At 68.1% G+C, this 16251-nt stretch carries 17 protein-coding genes; 9 read left to right on the forward strand and 8 right to left on the reverse strand.

Features of this window, described 5'->3' with window-relative positions:
- Together E1286_RS29415 and E1286_RS29420 are read left to right on the forward strand one after the other, a co-directional pair.
- The coding region (locus tag E1286_RS29415; RefSeq protein WP_223189684.1) for an integrase core domain-containing protein at positions 1-158 on the forward strand (158 nt) is incomplete at its 5' end.
- Positions 159-220: 62 nt separating this feature from the next.
- Positions 221-1117, forward strand: a complete 897-nt coding sequence (locus tag E1286_RS29420) for a multicopper oxidase family protein (protein WP_132617636.1) — start codon at positions 221-223, stop codon at positions 1115-1117.
- Positions 1118-1144: 27 nt separating this feature from the next.
- On the opposite strand, the gene E1286_RS29425 is transcribed toward E1286_RS29420, so the two are convergent.
- The 7 genes from E1286_RS29425 to E1286_RS29455 all read right to left on the reverse strand — a co-directional run bounded on the left by E1286_RS29425 (position 1145) and on the right by E1286_RS29455 (position 9919).
- Complete coding sequence (locus tag E1286_RS29425) at positions 1145-2377, reverse strand: bifunctional glycosyltransferase family 2/GtrA family protein (RefSeq protein WP_132617638.1); 1233 nt, start codon at positions 2375-2377, stop codon at positions 1145-1147.
- 134 nt (positions 2378-2511) lie between these two features.
- Positions 2512-4554 carry a glycosyltransferase family 39 protein gene (locus tag E1286_RS29430; RefSeq protein ID WP_132617640.1) on the reverse strand — a complete coding sequence of 681 codons (2043 nt, stop codon included), beginning with the start codon at positions 4552-4554 and terminating at the stop codon, positions 2512-2514.
- 120 nt (positions 4555-4674) lie between these two features.
- Positions 4675-6099, reverse strand: a complete 1425-nt coding sequence (locus E1286_RS29435; protein ID WP_132617642.1) for a sensor histidine kinase — start codon at positions 6097-6099, stop codon at positions 4675-4677.
- A gap of 70 nt (positions 6100-6169) precedes the next feature.
- Positions 6170-6907: a response regulator transcription factor gene (locus E1286_RS29440; RefSeq protein ID WP_132617644.1), complete on the reverse strand. Its 738-nt coding sequence runs from the start codon at positions 6905-6907 to the stop codon at positions 6170-6172.
- 357 nt (positions 6908-7264) lie between these two features.
- Positions 7265-7927, reverse strand: a complete 663-nt coding sequence (locus E1286_RS29445) for a TetR/AcrR family transcriptional regulator (protein ID WP_132617646.1) — start codon at positions 7925-7927, stop codon at positions 7265-7267.
- 64 nt (positions 7928-7991) lie between these two features.
- On the reverse strand, positions 7992-8867 hold the full coding sequence (locus E1286_RS29450) for an NAD(P)-dependent oxidoreductase (RefSeq protein ID WP_132617648.1): 876 nt from the start codon (positions 8865-8867) through the stop codon (positions 7992-7994).
- 11 nt (positions 8868-8878) lie between these two features.
- On the reverse strand, positions 8879-9919 hold the full coding sequence (locus tag E1286_RS29455; protein WP_246075291.1) for an aldo/keto reductase: 1041 nt from the start codon (positions 9917-9919) through the stop codon (positions 8879-8881).
- Positions 9920-10071: 152 nt separating this feature from the next.
- On the opposite strand from E1286_RS29455, the gene E1286_RS29460 reads away from it, so the two are divergent.
- Positions 10072-10581, forward strand: coding sequence for a VIT1/CCC1 transporter family protein (locus E1286_RS29460; protein WP_132617650.1), 510 nt, complete (start codon positions 10072-10074; stop codon positions 10579-10581).
- Between the two features lie 413 nt (positions 10582-10994).
- Positions 10995-11867 carry an LLM class flavin-dependent oxidoreductase gene (locus E1286_RS29465; RefSeq protein WP_132617652.1) on the forward strand — a complete coding sequence of 291 codons (873 nt, stop codon included), beginning with the start codon at positions 10995-10997 and terminating at the stop codon, positions 11865-11867.
- 391 nt (positions 11868-12258) lie between these two features.
- On the opposite strand, the gene E1286_RS29470 is transcribed toward E1286_RS29465, so the two are convergent.
- Positions 12259-13479, reverse strand: a complete 1221-nt coding sequence (locus tag E1286_RS29470) for an IS5 family transposase (protein ID WP_281282769.1) — start codon at positions 13477-13479, stop codon at positions 12259-12261.
- Positions 13480-13736: 257 nt separating this feature from the next.
- Here E1286_RS29470 and E1286_RS29475 point away from each other — a divergent pair, with 257 nt between their 5' ends.
- The 5 genes from E1286_RS29475 to E1286_RS29495 are packed head-to-tail and all read left to right on the forward strand — an operon-like array spanning position 13737 to position 16239.
- On the forward strand, positions 13737-14114 hold the full coding sequence (locus E1286_RS29475; RefSeq protein WP_223190505.1) for a DUF2089 domain-containing protein: 378 nt from the start codon (positions 13737-13739) through the stop codon (positions 14112-14114).
- A complete protein-coding gene (locus E1286_RS29480) occupies positions 14111-14371 on the forward strand; it encodes a hypothetical protein (protein WP_132617656.1) in 261 nt (86 codons plus the stop codon). Before E1286_RS29475 ends, E1286_RS29480 begins: the two co-directional genes overlap by 4 nt.
- Before the next feature lie 9 nt (positions 14372-14380).
- Positions 14381-14791, forward strand: a complete 411-nt coding sequence (locus tag E1286_RS29485) for an SHOCT-like domain-containing protein (protein ID WP_132617658.1) — start codon at positions 14381-14383, stop codon at positions 14789-14791.
- A gap of 21 nt (positions 14792-14812) precedes the next feature.
- Entirely contained in the window at positions 14813-15010 is a 198-nt protein-coding gene (locus E1286_RS29490; protein WP_132617660.1) for a DUF1048 domain-containing protein, read from the forward strand.
- Entirely contained in the window at positions 15007-16239 is a 1233-nt protein-coding gene (locus E1286_RS29495; protein ID WP_132617662.1) for a serine hydrolase domain-containing protein, read from the forward strand. Before E1286_RS29490 ends, E1286_RS29495 begins: the two co-directional genes overlap by 4 nt.
- Positions 16240-16251 lie beyond the last annotated feature (12 nt).

A 16251-nucleotide genomic window follows, 5' to 3' on the forward strand; every position in this document is an offset into this window, starting at 1 on the left:
AGGGTGCCAAGGGCTGGTCCTCGGCGCGTGAGGCTCGCCTGGCCGTCTTCAAGTGGATCACCCGCTACAACACCCGCAGGAGACATTCCGCCATCGGCTACCTCAGCCCGATCGACTACGAGCAGCAGACCGTCGATAGGGTGCTGCTCGCCGCATGACAACCGGTGTCCACACCTCGGGGTGAGCCCCCCAGGTCTTCGCCGGGCTGTCCGGTGCAATCGTGGTCGACGGCCTGAAGCGCTACCTACCATCCGGCCTGCGCGACATCACCGAACGCCTGATCGCCCTCAAGGATTTCCAGGTCAAGAAGGGCGCCATCCCCACCGCCAACATCGACAGCGGCGCCCCGACCACCCGGACCGTGAACGGGCTCGTCAACCCCGTCATCAGTATCCGCCCCGGCGAAACCCAGCTGTGGCGCCTGGCAAACATCGGCGCCGACATCGCCTACAACGTGCAACTCCAGGGTTCCCGTTTCACCGTGCTGGCGCAGGACGCCAACCCCGTTGATCGCACCTGGAGCGATGAAGCTTTGCTGATGCCACCGGGCAGCCGGTTCGACGTGCTCGTGCAGGGTCCTCCCGAAGGCCGGACCCGGCTGATCACCACGGCGTACAGCACCGGCCCGGGCGGCGACTCCTACCCGGAGACGACGCTCGCCACTCTGGTCTCCTCCGGCAGCCCCGTCCGGCAGGCCGCCATCCCCGCCGACTTCGCCGAGATCGACGACCTGAGCCACGACCCCGTCGCCCAGCGACGCACCATCACCTTCTCCGAGAACGACCAGACCAACCAGTTCTTCATCAACGGCAAACAGTGGGCTGCCGACCGCATCGACGTACGGGCCAAGCTCAACACCACCGAAGAATGGGTCATCCGCAACGTCTCCGACGAACAACACACCTTCCACGTACACGTCAACGACTTCCAACTGATGAGCGTCAACGGCAATCCGTACCACTTCCGCGGCTGGCAGGACACCGTCCAGCTACCCGTCCACGGCGAAGTTGTCATACGCATGAGGTTCCGCAACTTCACCGGCAAGTACCCCTATCACTGCCACATCCTCAACCACGAAGACAACGGCATGATGGCCAATATCGAAGTCGTCCCCTGACTGGTGACACGCCGCGTGCGAGCACCGCTAGCGACCGCTGACGGCTCGGCCGAAGACCCACGTTCGCAGGAGGAGGAATCGCAGACAGGTTGCGGCCAGGTTGGCCACGACGAGCACGCCGAGTTCCAGCGGTTGGGCGGGGTGGGGGGCGGCGGCGTGCAGCAGAGCGAGTGAGCCGCTGGTCAGGCCCAAACTGGCGGCGAAGACGACGAGACCTTGAGCCTGGTGCAACCACAGGCGGCCGGTGCCGCGTACGCCAAAGGAGAACCGGCGGTTGAGCGCGGTGTTCGCCACAGCGGTGATGAGGAGAGCGGTGAGGTTGGCCGCCTGGGCCCCGGTCCCCGTGCGCAGCAAGGCGTACAGCAGGAGGTAGGCGAGGGTGCTGGCGACGCCGACGGTGGCGAAGCGCAGCAGTTGTCCGATCAGGCCGTCGGGCACACCGGCGACAGGCAGCGGGGCGCGCCCGAGTTGCTCGCGCAGGTGTGCCAAGGGGAGTCGGCCGGTGCTGAGTGCCTTGGCCAGCCGGGCGATGCCCTTGAGGTCGGCGATGGCGGTCTGCAGGATGTCGACGCGGCTGTCGGGGTCGTCGACCCAGTCGACGGGCACCTCGTGGATGCGCAGTCCGGCGCGTTCGGTGAGGACGAGCAGCTCGGTGTCGAAGAACCACCCGGTGTCCTCCACCAGGGGCAGCAGCCGCGCGGCCACGTCGGCGCGGACGGCTTTGAAGCCGCATTGTGCGTCGGAGAAGCGGGCCGAGAGCGTACCGCGCAGCAGCAGGTTGTAGCAGCGGGAGATGATCTCCCGTTTTGGACCGCGGGTCACCTGGGCTCCACGGGTGAGGCGCGAACCGATCGCCAGGTCGGAGTGGCCGGAGATGAGCGGCGCTACCAGCGGCAGTAGCGCGGTGAGGTCGGTGGACAGGTCGACGTCCATGTACGCGAGCACTGCCGCATCAGAGGCCGACCAGGCGTGCTTGAGCGCGCGTCCCCGTCCTTTTGCAGCCAGCCGTACGGAGGCGACCTCCGGCAGCTCGGCGGCGAGTTCGGCCGCGATCTGCGGGGTGTCATCGGTGCTGGCGTTGTCGGCGACCGTGATGCGAAAGGGGTAGGGGAACTCGTGGATCAGGTGGGCGTGCAGGCGGCGTACGCATGACTCGAGGTCGTCCTGCTCGTTGTAGACGGGGACCACGACATCGAGAATCGGCGTTCGCGCCGCGGGGTCCACGGGGGCGACGCGTGCGGGAGGCGCTGAAGTGCTCATGACTTACCGTTGTCCGGGCGGCTGTCAGGGTCTTGTGGTGGTGCTGTGGCGGGGCTGTGAAGGTCGCGGCGCGCCTGGATCACGGCGAAGCGGCGGCTCTCCGGGTGCGGGGAGCCGCCTTTGCACAGAGCCGGTCAGGATGCCGAGCCGGCGGAGGACGTCAGGTCGTAGACGGTGACGCCACCGACCGTGCTGGCACGGAACGTGGCCGTCACCCACGCGGAGATTTCCGAGGCGACGCCGTTGCCACCCATGGGGCCGTGATCGCCGCCGATGAAGTAGTGGATTTTCTGGTCGGTGACGTACTGCTGGAATTGGGCGAGGGTGGGCGAGGGATCGCTGCCGTTGAAGCCGCCGACAGGCATGACCGGATGGCCGGTGGCCAACTGGTAGCCGGAGGCGTTCTGTGATCCGATCGCCGCCGCCACCCAGGTGTAGGAGCCGGCGTCGCGTTGCAGCAGGTCGACCACGTCCGTGCTGGGGGTGGAGCCGTTGAGCAGGCCGCCCATGCCGCCGCCCCGCTCTGTGCCGCCTGCGGGCGTACCGGCCCGTGGCCTGCCACCTCGCGGCAGGTTCCCCTTTGGCGCGCCACCGTGCCGCGCTGTGCCGCCTTGGACGCCTGGCGCGTCCTGGGCGGCGCCCGGTGGCATGCCGCCCGGTGCGCGGCCACCCCTGCCTCCGGAGCCGTCCGTTATCGGGGGACCTGCCGACGGGATCGAGCCGCCATGCGGGGTGGCGGCGGTGTCCATCGCGTAGGCCCCTGGCCCGGCGAGCACCATGGCGAGCGCCAGCGCTGCGCTCGCCCAGGCCAACCGCACGGGCAGCCAGATGGAGGCCAGCAATCCGATCGCCGCCAAGAGCCCGCCGACGAGCGCCACCCAGCGCAGCCACGGCAGGAAGTCGCCGCTGCGCCCGAGCAGCTCGAATGACCACCAGACGGTAACCAGCACGGTGGCGGCCGCGACGGGCCGGGCCCACGCGCCGTTCCACCGCCTCCACAACGTCACCGCACCCATGCCGGTCAGTGCTCCCAGGGCCGGGGCGAGGGCGACCGTGTAGTACGCGTGGAAGATGCCCGCCATGAAGCTGAACACCCCGGCGGTGATCAGCAGCCAGCCGCCCCACAGCACGAACCCGGCGCGGTCCCGGTCGGTGCGTGCCACCCGAGCGGTCACCGCCAGGCCCACAGCCAGCAGGATGAGCGCGGCGGGCAGCAACCAGGCGACCTGGCCGCCCTGCGCGGCGTCGAACATCCGGGCCCATCCGGTCTCACCCCAGCCGCCGCCCGGCCTGCCGCCGACGCTGCCGGCCTCGTCGCCGTTCAGCCGGCCCAGGCCGTTGTAACCCAGCGTCAATTCCAGGAGGCTGTTCTCCTGTGATCCGCCGATGTAGGGGCGCATCGATGCGGGCACCAGCTCCACCACGGCGATGTACCAGCCGCCCGAGACGACCAGCGCGACACCCGCCAGGACAAGCTGCAGGATGCGCCTTCCGAGCTTGGGCGGCCCGGCGATGAGGTAGACGAGCGCGAACACCGGGACCACCAGCAGTGCCTGGAGCATCTTGGCCAGGAAGCCGAAGCCGACGAAGACCCCCGCCCACACCAGCCACTTGGTGGCGCCGCTCTCCACGGCTCGGACGATCGCGTACGCACCGGCGACCATGAGCAACACCAGTAGCGCATCCGGGTTGTTGAAGCGGAACATCAGCACCGCCACCGGCGTCAGCGCCATCGCCGCACCGGCAATGAGGCCCGCCGCCGGGCCGTACCAGCGCCGCACGGTCGCGAAGAGCATCCCGACCGTGGCGACGCCCATCAGGGCCTGCGGCACCAGGATGCTCCAGGCGTTGACCCCGAACAACCGCGCTGACAAGGCCATCACCCACAGCGAGGCGGGTGTCTTGTCGACGGTGATCGAGTTGGCCGCGTCCGAGGAGCCGAAGAAGAACGCCGTCCAGTCCTGAGATCCGGCCTGCGCCGCCGCCGCGTAGAAGGAGTTCGCCCAGCCGGAAGCGCCCAATCCCCACAGGTAGAGCACCGCGGTGGCCAGCAGCATGGCCAGCAGGGCCGGACGTTCCCAGGGTGCGTGGTCCGCCGGCGCGCGCCGCCGCCTTCCGCTGCGCGCCGGGTCGGGCGGCGGCCAGTCCATCGGGGTCGCGGGCAACGTGGAGCTCATCGGTGCGTCCTTTCGTCCATGCGTACCCGAGAACCTTCGGCCACCGGCCTGTCCAGGGCTTGTGCCGACGCTTTGCGTAGCCTGTGAGACCGCTCCCGAGGCGTCTCGCGGTGGGAGGCCTCAGGCTTCGGAGACGGCGCCCACGGCGGTCAGCGGCAGCCGCACGGTGAACCGGGTACGACCGGGCACGCTGTCGACCTCTACGGTCCCGCCCTGCGCAGCGAGCACCGCGTGCACGATGGCCAGCCCGAGGCCGGTGCTGCCGGCCTCTCTGGAACGGGAGCCGTCACCGCGGGCGAACCGCTCGAAGATGTGCGGCTGCAGTTCGGCAGGGATGCCTGGGCCGGTGTCGGCGACCCGCAACACGGCCTGCTCTCCGCGGACGCCCACGCTGACCGTGACCCGGGTGCCCTCGGGTGTGTGGATGCGCGCGTTGGCGAGCAGGTTGGCCAGCACCTGCTGCAGCCGCGCCGGATCGCCGACGACTCTGACGGGCTCCTCGGGCAGATCCAGCCGCCAGTCGTGCTGTGGACTCGCCGCGTGGGCGTCACCGACCGCGTTGACCGTCAGCATCGACAGGTCGACGGGCTCATGCGCCAGGGGCCGGCCCGCATCCAGGCGGGCCAGCAGAAGCAGGTCCTCGACCAGCGCGGTCATCCGCTGCGCCTCGGATTCCACCCGGCTCAGCATCTGCGCGACCTCAGGCGGCACATGCCTCCCGGTTCGCCGGCTCAGTTCGGCGTAGCCGCGGATCGCCGCCAGCGGAGTGCGGAGCTCGTGGCTGGCGTCAGCGACGAACTGGCGCACCTGCATCTCGCTCGCATGCCGTACCTCCAGCGCGTTGCCGACATGGTCCAGCATCCGGTTCAGCGCCGCACCCACCTGGCCGACCTCGGTGCGCACATCGGCGTCATGCTCGGCGACACGCTGCGGCAGTTCAACCTCGCCGCGGTCGAGAGTCAGCTGCGACACGCGGGTGGCCGTGGACGCCACCCGGGACAAAGGCCGCAATGCGCGCCCCACAATCACCACGCCGATGTAGGCCACCGCAAGCAGGACCAGCACCGTCACGCCGGCCACCACACCTGCCACCAGGTACAGCGTCTCCTTCGTGTCCGCCAGCGGCAGACCGGTGACCAGGACCGCACCGTCAGGCATGTTCCGCGCGACCAGGCGGTAGTCGCCGAGCTCGCCGAGATCATAGCTGCGCGGGGCGGCGCCCACCGGCACCGCCAGCAGCTTGATGTCGAGGTTGCTGACCTCCGGCTGCATCTGCCCGTTCTCCATCAGCACGTCCGCGTTGACGACCATGCCGTGGCAGATCCGCGCCGCCAGGGTGCCGATGACCTGCCCCGGTGGGAAACCCCGGCCTCGCGGCTGCATACAGCCGGACGGACCGGGAAGCGTCAAGAGGTCAAAGGCGCGCGGCGCTCGGTCCGCCGCCGCGGTCAGCTGGCCATCGACGCGGTCGTAGAGCACCTTGTTCAGCGTCACCTCAGCGGTCACGCCGACGATCAGGAACGCCGGCACCAGCAGCACGATCATGGCCGCGACGAGGCGGGCCCGCAGCGACCAGCGCGCCGGCCCGCGCCGGCGGCTTGTCAGCCGCGGCGGCTCACTCTCCAGGTTTGAGGACATACCCGGAGCCGCGCAGCGTGTGGATCATCGGGGCCCGGCCGGCGTCGATCTTCTTGCGCAGATACGAGACATACAGCTCCACCACATTCGCCTGGCCTCCGAAGTCGTAGTTCCACACCCGGTCGAGGATCTGTGCCTTGCTGAGGACCCGGCGGGGGTTGCGCATCAGGTAGCGCAGCAGCTCGAACTCCTTGGCCGTCAAAGTGATCAGCTCGCCGTCGCGCCGCACCTCGTGGCTGTCCTCGTCCATGACCAGGTCACCAACACAGAGCTGTGCGCCGGCGCGCAGCTCCGAACGGGCGGCCCGGCGCATCAGGCCACGCAGCCGCGCCACCACCTCCTCCAGGCTGAACGGCTTGGTCACGTAGTCGTCGCCGCCTGCCGTCAGCCCGGTGATCCGGTCCTCGACCGAATCCCTCGCGGTCAGGAACAGCACCGGCACATCCGGCGACTCCCCGCGCAACCGCCGCAGCACCTCCAAGCCGTCGATGTCGGGCAGCATCACATCCAGCACGACGGCGTCCGGCCGGAAGTCACGGGCGATCCGGACGGCGCTCAAGCCGTTCGCGGCGCTGTGTACCTCCCAGCCCTCGTAGCGCAGCGCCATGGCCAGCAACTCCGCCAGGGTGGACTCGTCATCCACCACAAGCACCCGCACCGGGCTGCCGTCCGGCCGGCGTAGCTGTCCGCGAGCGCCCGCATTCGCCATCGTCATGGCGTGATTGTCGTGAATGATGCTGTGTGCACCCTTTAGCCATCCTGTGTACCAGCTGAGAGTTCCGAGCACTCAGACGTCGATCCGCGGCATGCTGGTCCTTTGAGGTTTGCTGTCTCCGGCCTCCGCCGGGAGTCGGAGCCGTCGTCGATGACGACCGATGCCGCGGATGTGAGGGCGGCGGATTGTCCTAGAGGCCGCTCGACGGGGGCGTATGAGAACCCGCCGCGGGAAGACCGCGCAGGACGAGCAACTGATCCAGCACGCTGTTCATAGTGCACTCCGTGGGAGTGCGGCGGGTGACCGCCGCCACGGGGGACGGCCTACCGCGGTGAAAGCCATGTTCACGGTGCTGTTTCACCGGTTGGATCGGGCGGGGCCTTCGACACTCTCGGCCTCGGCGGGCCCCTCGACCGGTGGCCCGCCGAGGCCGGAGATGAGCATGTCGACGACCTCACGTACAAAGGTTTCGGTGAGTGGCGCGTGGCCGTGGAGCAGCCGGTGGTAGAACGAGCCGTAGAGGAGATCCACCGCGACTTCGATCCTTGTGCTCGCCGCTATCTCCCCGCGCCCGATCGCCCGCCTGATGATTACGCGTGCCCATTCGCGGCGGGGCTCGACGAAGTGTGCCCGGTACTGCTCGGCGAATGCCGGGTCCGTGTGAGCCTCGCTGATCAACGCAGCGATGATGCGGCCGTAGGGCCGTGCGCTGACGATCCGCACCCAGGGGCGCAGCAGCGAGAGCAGGTCACCTCGCAGCGAGCCGGTATCACGAACACCCGGACGCATGGCGGCCCACTCCTGATAGAGCGCGTCGAGCGCGAGCGTTTCCTTGGTTCGCCACCACCGATAGATCGTGGCCTTGCTGACGCCGGCCCGTTCAGCGACCGCGTCCATGCTGACCGCCTCAAGCCCTCGCTCCAGCAGCAGCTCAGCGGCAGCGTCAAGGATCTCCTGGCGCGCCTTCTCGCTGCGTGGCCGCCCGCGCCGCACCTGTCCGGAGCTTGTCTCGGACATCATGCGTCAGCCTCCCACGGTCGGAACGGTCTGTTCAGTTCTTGCGTTGTGCGTCGCATGGGCCGCCTCACCTCGCCGGCGTCTGGGCGAGGACCTTGACGAGGGCGGCGATGTCGCGCCGCGCGTATCCTAGCTCGCTTGCGCTGGTCAGCAAGGTGTCGGTGAGAGCTCCCGATGGGAGCGGCACGCCGAGCGTGCGCGCCGTCTGCAGCGCGAGGCGAATGTCCTTCTGCATCAGCTGCACGTCGAACCACGCCTCCTCGGGCAGATCCAGGACGAGCGGGGCGCGTGCCCGCAGCATCGGCGAGCCGATCGAGCTGTCGGCCATGACCTTTACCGCCAGCGCGCGATCGATTCCGCCGCGCTCGGCCAGCAGCACGCCCTCGCTGAAGGCGAGCATCTGTGCGCCGACGCTGAGGTTGATGGCCAGCTTCAACACCAGCGCCTGCCCGTTCGCGCCGACATGCACCACCGTGTGGCCGAGCTCGCGCAAGAGCGGCTCGACGCGCTCGAAGGCAGGCCGGTCGCCGCCGACCATGATGGTGAGGCTGCCGTCCTCGGCGGCGCCGATGCTGCCCGAGACCGGCGCGTCGAGCATGTCCGCGTCCAGCGAGCGCACCCGCTCGCCCAGCTCGCGGCTGGCCTGCGGACTGACGGTGCTCATGTCGAGGTAGACCTTTCCCGGCGCCAGACCGGCAAGGATTCCTTCCGGCCCGGAGGTGATCGCTTCCAGGGCGGCGTCGTCGGCGACCATGCTGAAGATCACCTCCGCCGCCTCGGCGATCTGGCGGGGGGTCTCGCGCCAGACCGCGCCGCGTTCGACCAGCGGTGCAGCCTTGGCGGCTGTGCGGTTCCATGCGTACACCTGATTGCCGGAGGCGAGCAGGCGGCCCGCGATCGGGCCGCCCATCGCTCCCAGACCGACAAAGCCGATCGTGGTCATGGTGAACTCCTTCACTCCTGGCTCTCGATCTCGTCGACGTCCTCGTCGCTGAGTTCCAGGCCTACCGCGGCCAGGACCGGGTCGACTTGGTCCGGTCGGCGGAAGCCGACGATCGCGCCGTCCACGGCCGGGTTGCGCAACGTCCAGGCGACGGCGACCGCGCCGGGCGTCGTGTCGTGACGGCGAGCCACTGCCCTGAGCCGCTCGACGAGGGCCAGGTGCCGCGACAGTTGCGGTTCCCGGAACTCGCGGTCGTGCTTACGCCAGTCGTCCTCGGCCAGGCGCTTGACCCGCTCGCGGGTCATCTTCCCCGTCAGCAGGCCTGAACCCATCGGGGAGTAGACGACCACGCCCATGCCTTCGCGTTCGGCGTAGGGGAGGATTTCCTGCTCGACCCCGCGGTCGACCAGCGAGTACGGCGGCTGCAAGCTCTCCACCGGTGCGATCGACTGGATCAGGGCCAGCTGTTCGACGTCGCAGTTGGACACGCCGATGTGGCGCACCAGTCCCTGTTCCTTCAGTTCCGCGAAGGTGGACCAGCCCTCCTCGATGTCGTGTGCGGGAATCGGCCAGTGAATCTGGTAAAGGTCGATCGCCTCGATCCCGAGCCGCTGCAGGCTTCCCTCCACCTCACGCAAGATCGACTCCCGCCTCAGGCTGGGGACGACCTTCCGGCCCGGTCCCTCGACCAGCGACGCCTTCGTGAACACGTATGGCCGCTCGTCCAGCCCTTCCAGGGCGCGGCCGACGACCTGCTCCGAGCGGCCGAACCCGTACGCGGCGGCGGTGTCGATCCAGTTCACGCCGAGCTCGAGCGCGCGATGGATCGTGGCGATCGAGTTGTCGTCGTCCTGCGGCCCCCAGCCGAATTCCCAGTCGCCGCCGCCGATCGCCCACGCGCCGAGGCCGACTCTTGTGATCTCCAAATCCGTGCGTCCGAGCTTGGCGGTGTTGAGCTTTGCCTCGTGCATTGGTATCCCCCCTGTGTGGTTCGTGAGTCTCCGCCGACCGCCGGCCGCGCCACGCCGCAAGGACGAGGCCCCGAGCGTCAATCAGAAGAAACTGAACGTCTAGTTTCGTTAACACACCAACCCAAACCCTTGTTCCCGCAGGTAGGCGGGGAGATGGGAATGTCCCAGACGGCCGTTGTCGTTACTCATATACGACACTAACAGTTTAGTTTTATGCGAAAGCGAGGGGCCCGGTGAGCGTCCTCGGTCTGCCCAACTCCGCCAGGCAACGCTCTGACCAGCTGTTCCCGCTCCAGCGCGTGCAGCCGGCGATGGCCGGTCTGGCCGGCGGTTCCTTCTCGGTGCTCGCGCCGATCTCCGCCGTGGTGCTGGGCACGCACCGCCCCCTCTACGCCTTCTTCGCCGGGCTCGCGATCGCGATTGGGGTTGATGTCGGCATGGCCTTCTCCGAAGGGCGCTCCGGCAGTGGCGACCTGACCGGGCGAGGCAATCCCTACCTACGCGGCTCGATCACCTGGGCGGGAACCTTCCTCGGCGGAATCGTGCACACGCTGCCCCTTTTGATCGCGCATCACCGCTCGGCGTTTACCGCCGCCATTGTCATGGTCGCTTTTGAGCTTGTCGCCCTTGCCTGGATCCGCTCGCGGTTCTTCAACACCGGCTTCCTGCGCTCGTTCGCCTCCGTCGCGCTCGCGGGCGCCATCATCGTCCTGATCAGTGCGACGCTCGGGACATTGGCATGAGAGAGCCCGGGCACGATCCGCAATGTGGTGTCGCTGTGCGGACATGTTCGCCGCCTGGCCAGCGGTGAGCCCATCGCCGACGACTACTCGACTGCGCACTGACCCTGCACCCGGAAATGCTTGGAGGTCCGTTCGCCAGCCGTCGCCCGGCGCTCTACCAGTCGGCGTCCTGGCCTTCGAAAGATCTCCCTGTGTCCCCTCAGCCCAATCCGCGCGGCCTGCTCGGAGTCTGACGGCGGGAACGGACTTGCCCGCGCACTCCGGTCTCCGCGGCGGCCGAGGCCGCATCTGAGCCGCGAGCCTGGGCAGGGTCATCAGGGACGCGCCGACACGTCCAGGTGGCCGGTGATGCGCGGGGGAGAGGGGCGCTCGCAGGCGGGCTGGGGTGCTGATCGGCGACAGTTGGGGGGAACATGAACGTCGGTCTCGGCCTGCCCATCAGCGATCCCAAGGGCCTGTTGGAGTGGGCGCAACGCGCGAACGACGGTCCGTTCAGCACTCTCGGCTTGCTGGACCGTCTCATATACGACAACCCCGAGCCGTTGGTCGCGCTAAGCATGCTCGTCGGGGCCACCTCCCGGATTCGAGTACAGACCGAGGTGCTGCTCGCCCCGCTGCGTGACCCTGCGCTCCTGGCCAAGCAGGCCGCGACCCTGGACCGCATGTCAGATGGCCGCTTCACACTCGGCATCGGGCTGGGGGCGCGGCGCGACGACTACGAGGCGGCGGGCGTGGACGTTCACACTCGGGGAGCGCGGCTTGACGAGACGATGACGGTAATGCGCCGCATCTGGTCCGGCAAGCCGTACGGTCAGGGGATCGGCCCGATCGGACCCGAGCCCGCCCGTCCGGGCGGCCCTGAAGTGCTCTTCGGCGCCCTCGGCCCGGTCGGGATCCGGCGTGTCGCCCGCTTCGGCGACGGCTTCCTGTGCGCGGCCCACCTCGCCGACGCCGACCGCCTCTTCCGCGCCACCGAAAAGGCATGGCAGACCGAGGGCCGCGCCGGCCGGCCTCGGCTGGTCGCCCAGTTCAATGCCGTTCTGGGGCCAGATCACGTGATCAAGGAAGCCCGCGACAGGCTGTTCCGCTACTACAGCGGACCGCACTACATGAACCTGCCGGACGGGTTCGCCGAAGGCGCCGTGGCCAGCATGCTCACCACACCCGGAGAGATTTCCGACACGCTTGCCCAGATGAGCGGCCTCGGCGCCGACGAGGTCATGTTCTACTGCTGGGCTACAGACGTAGCCCAGGTGGACCGCTTCGCCGAGACGCTCAGCCCTTAACCCACCGGCACGCGTAGGAACGCGTTGATGGGCCGACATGGCCCGCCAGTGTCATGCGAGGCAAAGTTTTAGGCATGCGCGCGGGTAACCGGTGGTAGCGAGAGGCCACAGTCTGTAACTTACTCTCGTCATTTCGTGACTGATATGGCTGCTGCCGCCGTGCTGGTCCCGGCCAGTACGGCGGCAGCGATATGGGCTGGCGAACCCTCATACCGCTCCCAGGTGACCGGCGGAGTGGCATCGGACAGCCGGAGGTGCGAGCGGAATGACATGTGGGCGCTACTTGCGAAGGTTTTCTCCTATTCATAAGGCCGCCTGGACGAAAGGGATGTTGTTCCCAATTCTGTTGCCCCGCACGAAAGTCAGACTGCACAGGCAAATCCGCGGGACATCAAGCTGAGGGCCGGACGGCGCCGATGAATCGCCGTTCGCGATAGGGAGCTCCTGCCCAGGTGCTGATGCGTACGGTGCTGCCGGTGGAGGGGGCGTGGACCATGCGCGTGGCGTCGACGGCGATGCCGACATGGTGGATCGTCGCTGGGCGGGTGGGGTCGTGGGCGAAGAAAATCAGGTCTCCTGGGCGGATCTCGCTTCTGCGGATGCGAGCGCCTGCGTTCCACTGGGTGGAGGTGTGTCCGCCGATGCGGGCTCCGGCCTTGGCCCAGGCGCTGTTGACGTTCTCGATTCCGAGGATGGCGGCCAGCTCGGCCGCTTTCCAGGCCCGCCAGGGCTGGGCGGCCAGGAGTTCCAGGACCTTGCCGCGCCGGTCGGGGCTGAACAGGTCCGCAAGCGGTGGCGGATCGGCCCAGCGGCCCGGGGGTGGTTGGCCTGCCAGTTCGCGGGTCAGGCGGCGGGTCATCTGGTGCACGGTGGCCCACCAGATCAGGGCTTCGTGGTGTTCGGGCTTGCGTTCGTAGACCCGCACCAGCCGGCGGTAGCGGGTCAGCCAGGCGAAGCTGCGTTCTGCCACCCACCTGCGCGGGAGCACGACGAAGCCGCGGACGTCGTCGGAGCGCTTGACGATCGTGACGGTCAGGTGGAGCACGTCGCGCGCCCAGGTGAGCAGGCGTCCGGCGTAGCCGCCATCAGCCCAGACCAGTGCGATGGTGGAGAACTTCTCCCGTAGCCGGGCCAGCAGCGGGTATGCGCCGTCACGGTCTTGGACCGACGCGGCGGTGACGGTCACGCACAACAGCAGCCCGAGCGTGTCGACCGCGATATGCCGCTCTTGCCCCTTGATCTTCTTGCCTGCGTCATACCCGCAGGCCGCAGCCCCGACGGTCTCGGCCGCCTTGACCGTCTGGGAGTCGATGCACCCCGCCGTGGGCAGCTCCCCGCGTCCGGCCATGATCCGCAGCCGGCCGCGTAAGCGTCCGGCGAGCCGTTCGGGCAGGCCACGCCGGGGACCACCGCAGGAAGAAGGCGTATACGGCCTCGTGCGGCGGGAAGTCCACCGGCATGCCCGCCACTCGATCCCGTACCTGGTCACGTAGTTGATCGCGTCGAATGTCGCGCGTAGGTCATGCACCATCGGCCTGCCGGTGACCTGAACCAACTCGGCCATCACCGCCCGCGCCTCGCCTTCCAGCACCGCCCACTCGGCATCGGTCAGATCTGCCCTGTCTGATCATGAAGAGCCGTTGGTGTTCGACGGCCTCGTATCTCTCTCCCTCGAAGAAGTCGCCGATCATTTCGCCGACTGGCTCAAGAAGGTGCATCCGGGGGAGCGTCGCCGCCTGTTCGTCCCGTTGCTGCGGGAGCTGGCTACCGGCCGGCACCGGGAGCCTACTTCCCCGATACGGGTCACATCATTAGGAAAATCAAGATCTATATATTGAAAATTAAGTTGTGAGTTGGTATAGCTTAAATATGGCAGATCAGGCGATGGACTGGCAGGAGCTGACGAACTTGACCCGGGGTCGGCCGTTCGTCGTCGAGCGGGTGCGGTTGGCCGACAGCGGCGTCGCGATCGAGGGTGAGTTCGAGCTGCCGCAACTGGCTCAGCTCAGCGTCGAGGACCAGGTCTTCGTCACGGCGTTTGTACGGTGCCACGGCTCAATCAAGCAGATGGAGCGGATCTTCGGCGTGAGCTACCCGACGATCAAGTCGCGGCTGAACCGGATCGGGCAGGTGCTCGACTTCGTCGAGACCGATCCCGCGCCGTCGCGGTCCGACACCATCGACCGGTTGCGCCGCAGCGAGATCACCGCGCGGCAGGCGCTGGCCGAATTGGAGGGGCGCGCATGATGCCGCAGCTGGTGACCGTACGGGTCCAATGCCCGGACCGTCGCCCCATTCGGTTGTGGGTCCCGGTGCTCCCCGCGGTGCTCCTGCTGTCACCGCTCGTGGCCTTGGCCGCCCTGGGGGGAGTCGTGGCCTGTGTCATCTACAGCATCGATGTGGTGCGGGCATTCAACACCGCCCGCCGCATCGTTTGCGCGTTGCCCGGCACTCGCGTCGACATCGCGCAGAGCCGTACGGCCGTGCTCGTCACCATCCGATGAGAGGTTCCGATGAACGAACAGCGCAGGGACATCCTTGACATGCTGGCCGAGGGCAAGATCACCGCAGATGAGGCGGAGCGGCTCATCACCGCACTCGAAAGAACCCAGCCACCCGCAGGTACTCCGGCCGTACGGCCGAAGTACCTGCGGGTGGTGATGGAGATCAACGATGAGGGCGAGTCCGGGCGGCTCAACGTGCGGATACCGCTGCAACTGCTGCGGGCCGGTGTGCAGCTCGTGGCCTTGGTCCCACCGAAGGCGCTGGATCGGGCCAACGTCGAGCTCGACAAGGCGGGCGTGCCGCTGGACCTGAAGCAGCTCAAGCCCGAGCAGCTTGAGGCGCTCGTGGAGCACCTCGACGAGGCGATCGTGGAGATGGACATGGAGCCCGACGGCCACCTGCGCGTCTTCTGCGAGTAGTCGTACTGCTAACGCCCCCACTTGGCTGGACCGGTCGATTTGCTTGACGGGTCGCTGCTCTCCGGGATTGTCGATTTCTTCGATGAAGGAGTCGCGGCAGGAAAGGGTGTCCTGGAACTCACCGGCAACGACGTCGCCGCCTTCCGCGACGATCTGATCAAGGACTCGCGCACCTACGCGGACGTCTATCAAGAATCCATCGGAAGGGCATCAGAATGACAGCCGACGATTTCGAGCACGGTGTAGAGGAAGGCTGGGGAGAACTCGCCGACGCGTTCCGCGCGAACTTCGAGGACCCCGGCGAGGTGGGCGCGGCGTGCTGCGTCTACGTGGGCGGCCGCCCCGTCGCCAATCTGTGGGGCGGCCTGGCCGATCGCGAGGCGAACCGGCCGTGGAGCGAAGACACGATCGTCCATGTCGCCTCCACCACCAAAGGCGCCACCGCTATCTGCGCCCACATGCTGGCACAGCGCGGCGAGCTGGATCTGGACGTCCCGGTGGCCAGGTACTGGCCGGAGTTCGCCGCCAACGGCAAGGACCAGATCAAAGTGCGCTGGCTGCTGTCCCACCAGGCCGGTCTCCCGCTCGTCGACGGACCGCTGACGTTCGAGCAGGCGTGCGCATGGCACCCGGTCATCCGCGCGATCGAGGCGCAAAAGCCGCTGTGGCAGCCGGGCACCGAGCACGTCTACCACGCCGTCACCTACGGCTTTCTGGTCGGCGAGGTCGTGCGCCGGATCACCGGCAAGTCACTCGGCACCTTCTTCGCCGAAGAGGTGGCCGCCCCGCTCGGGCTCAGCGCCTGGATCGGACTGCCCGAGAAACACGAGAAACGGGTGTCCAAGCTCCACTTCGCCGCTCCGTTCAGCGTGGAGGAGCTGCTCGCCGGGATGATCGCGGCTACCGGGCTCGATGAGGACACCGTCACCGCCTGGGTCGAATCCATGTGGAGCCCAGGCTCGCTCCAGATTCGCGCCGCTGAGCTCGGCGGCGCGTTGGACAACACCTCCGGGGAGTACATGTTGTCGCGTGCCTGGCGCGCGTCGGAGTTCCCGGCCGCCAACATGATCGCGGACGCGCACTCGCTGGCGCGGATGTACGCCGCCACGGTCAGCGACGTCGACGGGATCCGGCTGCTCGATCCGCCAACGGTCGAGAGAATGACAGCCGTCCAGACCGACAAGACGCGGATGTACGGCCTGCCGCCGGGCCTGAACATCCCGGCCGACCGCTCCTTCAACATGTCCCTGGGATTCTGGCGGCCCGGCCCAATGACGCCGATGGTCGGGCCGGGATCGTTCGGCCACCCGGGCTCCGGCGGATCGGTCGCCCTCGGCGACCCTGATGCCGGTGTCGGCTTCTGCTATGTCACCAATCTCTGGAACTTCCGGCCAGACGACCCGCGGGCCTCGAACCTGGGCAAGGCTGTCCGATCCTGCCTTGGTTGAGACAGGAGGCCT

It is taken from the genome of Nonomuraea terrae (assembly GCF_004348995.1).
Lineage (GTDB): Bacteria > Actinomycetota > Actinomycetes > Streptosporangiales > Streptosporangiaceae > Nonomuraea > Nonomuraea terrae.

Bases quoted from the DNA above. Each gene is read 5' to 3' on its own strand.
- E1286_RS29425 (WP_132617638.1), bottom strand. From the start codon at position 2,377: ATGAGCACTTCAGCGCCTCCCGCACGCGTCGCCCCCGTGGACCCCGCG.
- E1286_RS29430 (WP_132617640.1), bottom strand. From the start codon at position 4,554: ATGAGCTCCACGTTGCCCGCGACCCCGATGGACTGGCCGCCGCCCGAC.
- E1286_RS29435 (WP_132617642.1), bottom strand. From the start codon at position 6,099: ATGATCGTGCTGCTGGTGCCGGCGTTCCTGATCGTCGGCGTGACCGCT.
- E1286_RS29440 (WP_132617644.1), bottom strand. From the start codon at position 6,907: ATGACGATGGCGAATGCGGGCGCTCGCGGACAGCTACGCCGGCCGGAC.
- E1286_RS29445 (WP_132617646.1), bottom strand. From the start codon at position 7,927: ATGATGTCCGAGACAAGCTCCGGACAGGTGCGGCGCGGGCGGCCACGC.
- E1286_RS29450 (WP_132617648.1), bottom strand. From the start codon at position 8,867: ATGACCACGATCGGCTTTGTCGGTCTGGGAGCGATGGGCGGCCCGATC.
- E1286_RS29465 (WP_132617652.1), top strand. From the start codon at position 10,995: ATGAACGTCGGTCTCGGCCTGCCCATCAGCGATCCCAAGGGCCTGTTG.
- E1286_RS29475 (WP_223190505.1), top strand. From the start codon at position 13,737: ATGGCAGATCAGGCGATGGACTGGCAGGAGCTGACGAACTTGACCCGG.
- E1286_RS29480 (WP_132617656.1), top strand. From the start codon at position 14,111: ATGATGCCGCAGCTGGTGACCGTACGGGTCCAATGCCCGGACCGTCGC.
- E1286_RS29485 (WP_132617658.1), top strand. From the start codon at position 14,381: ATGAACGAACAGCGCAGGGACATCCTTGACATGCTGGCCGAGGGCAAG.
- E1286_RS29495 (WP_132617662.1), top strand. From the start codon at position 15,007: ATGACAGCCGACGATTTCGAGCACGGTGTAGAGGAAGGCTGGGGAGAA.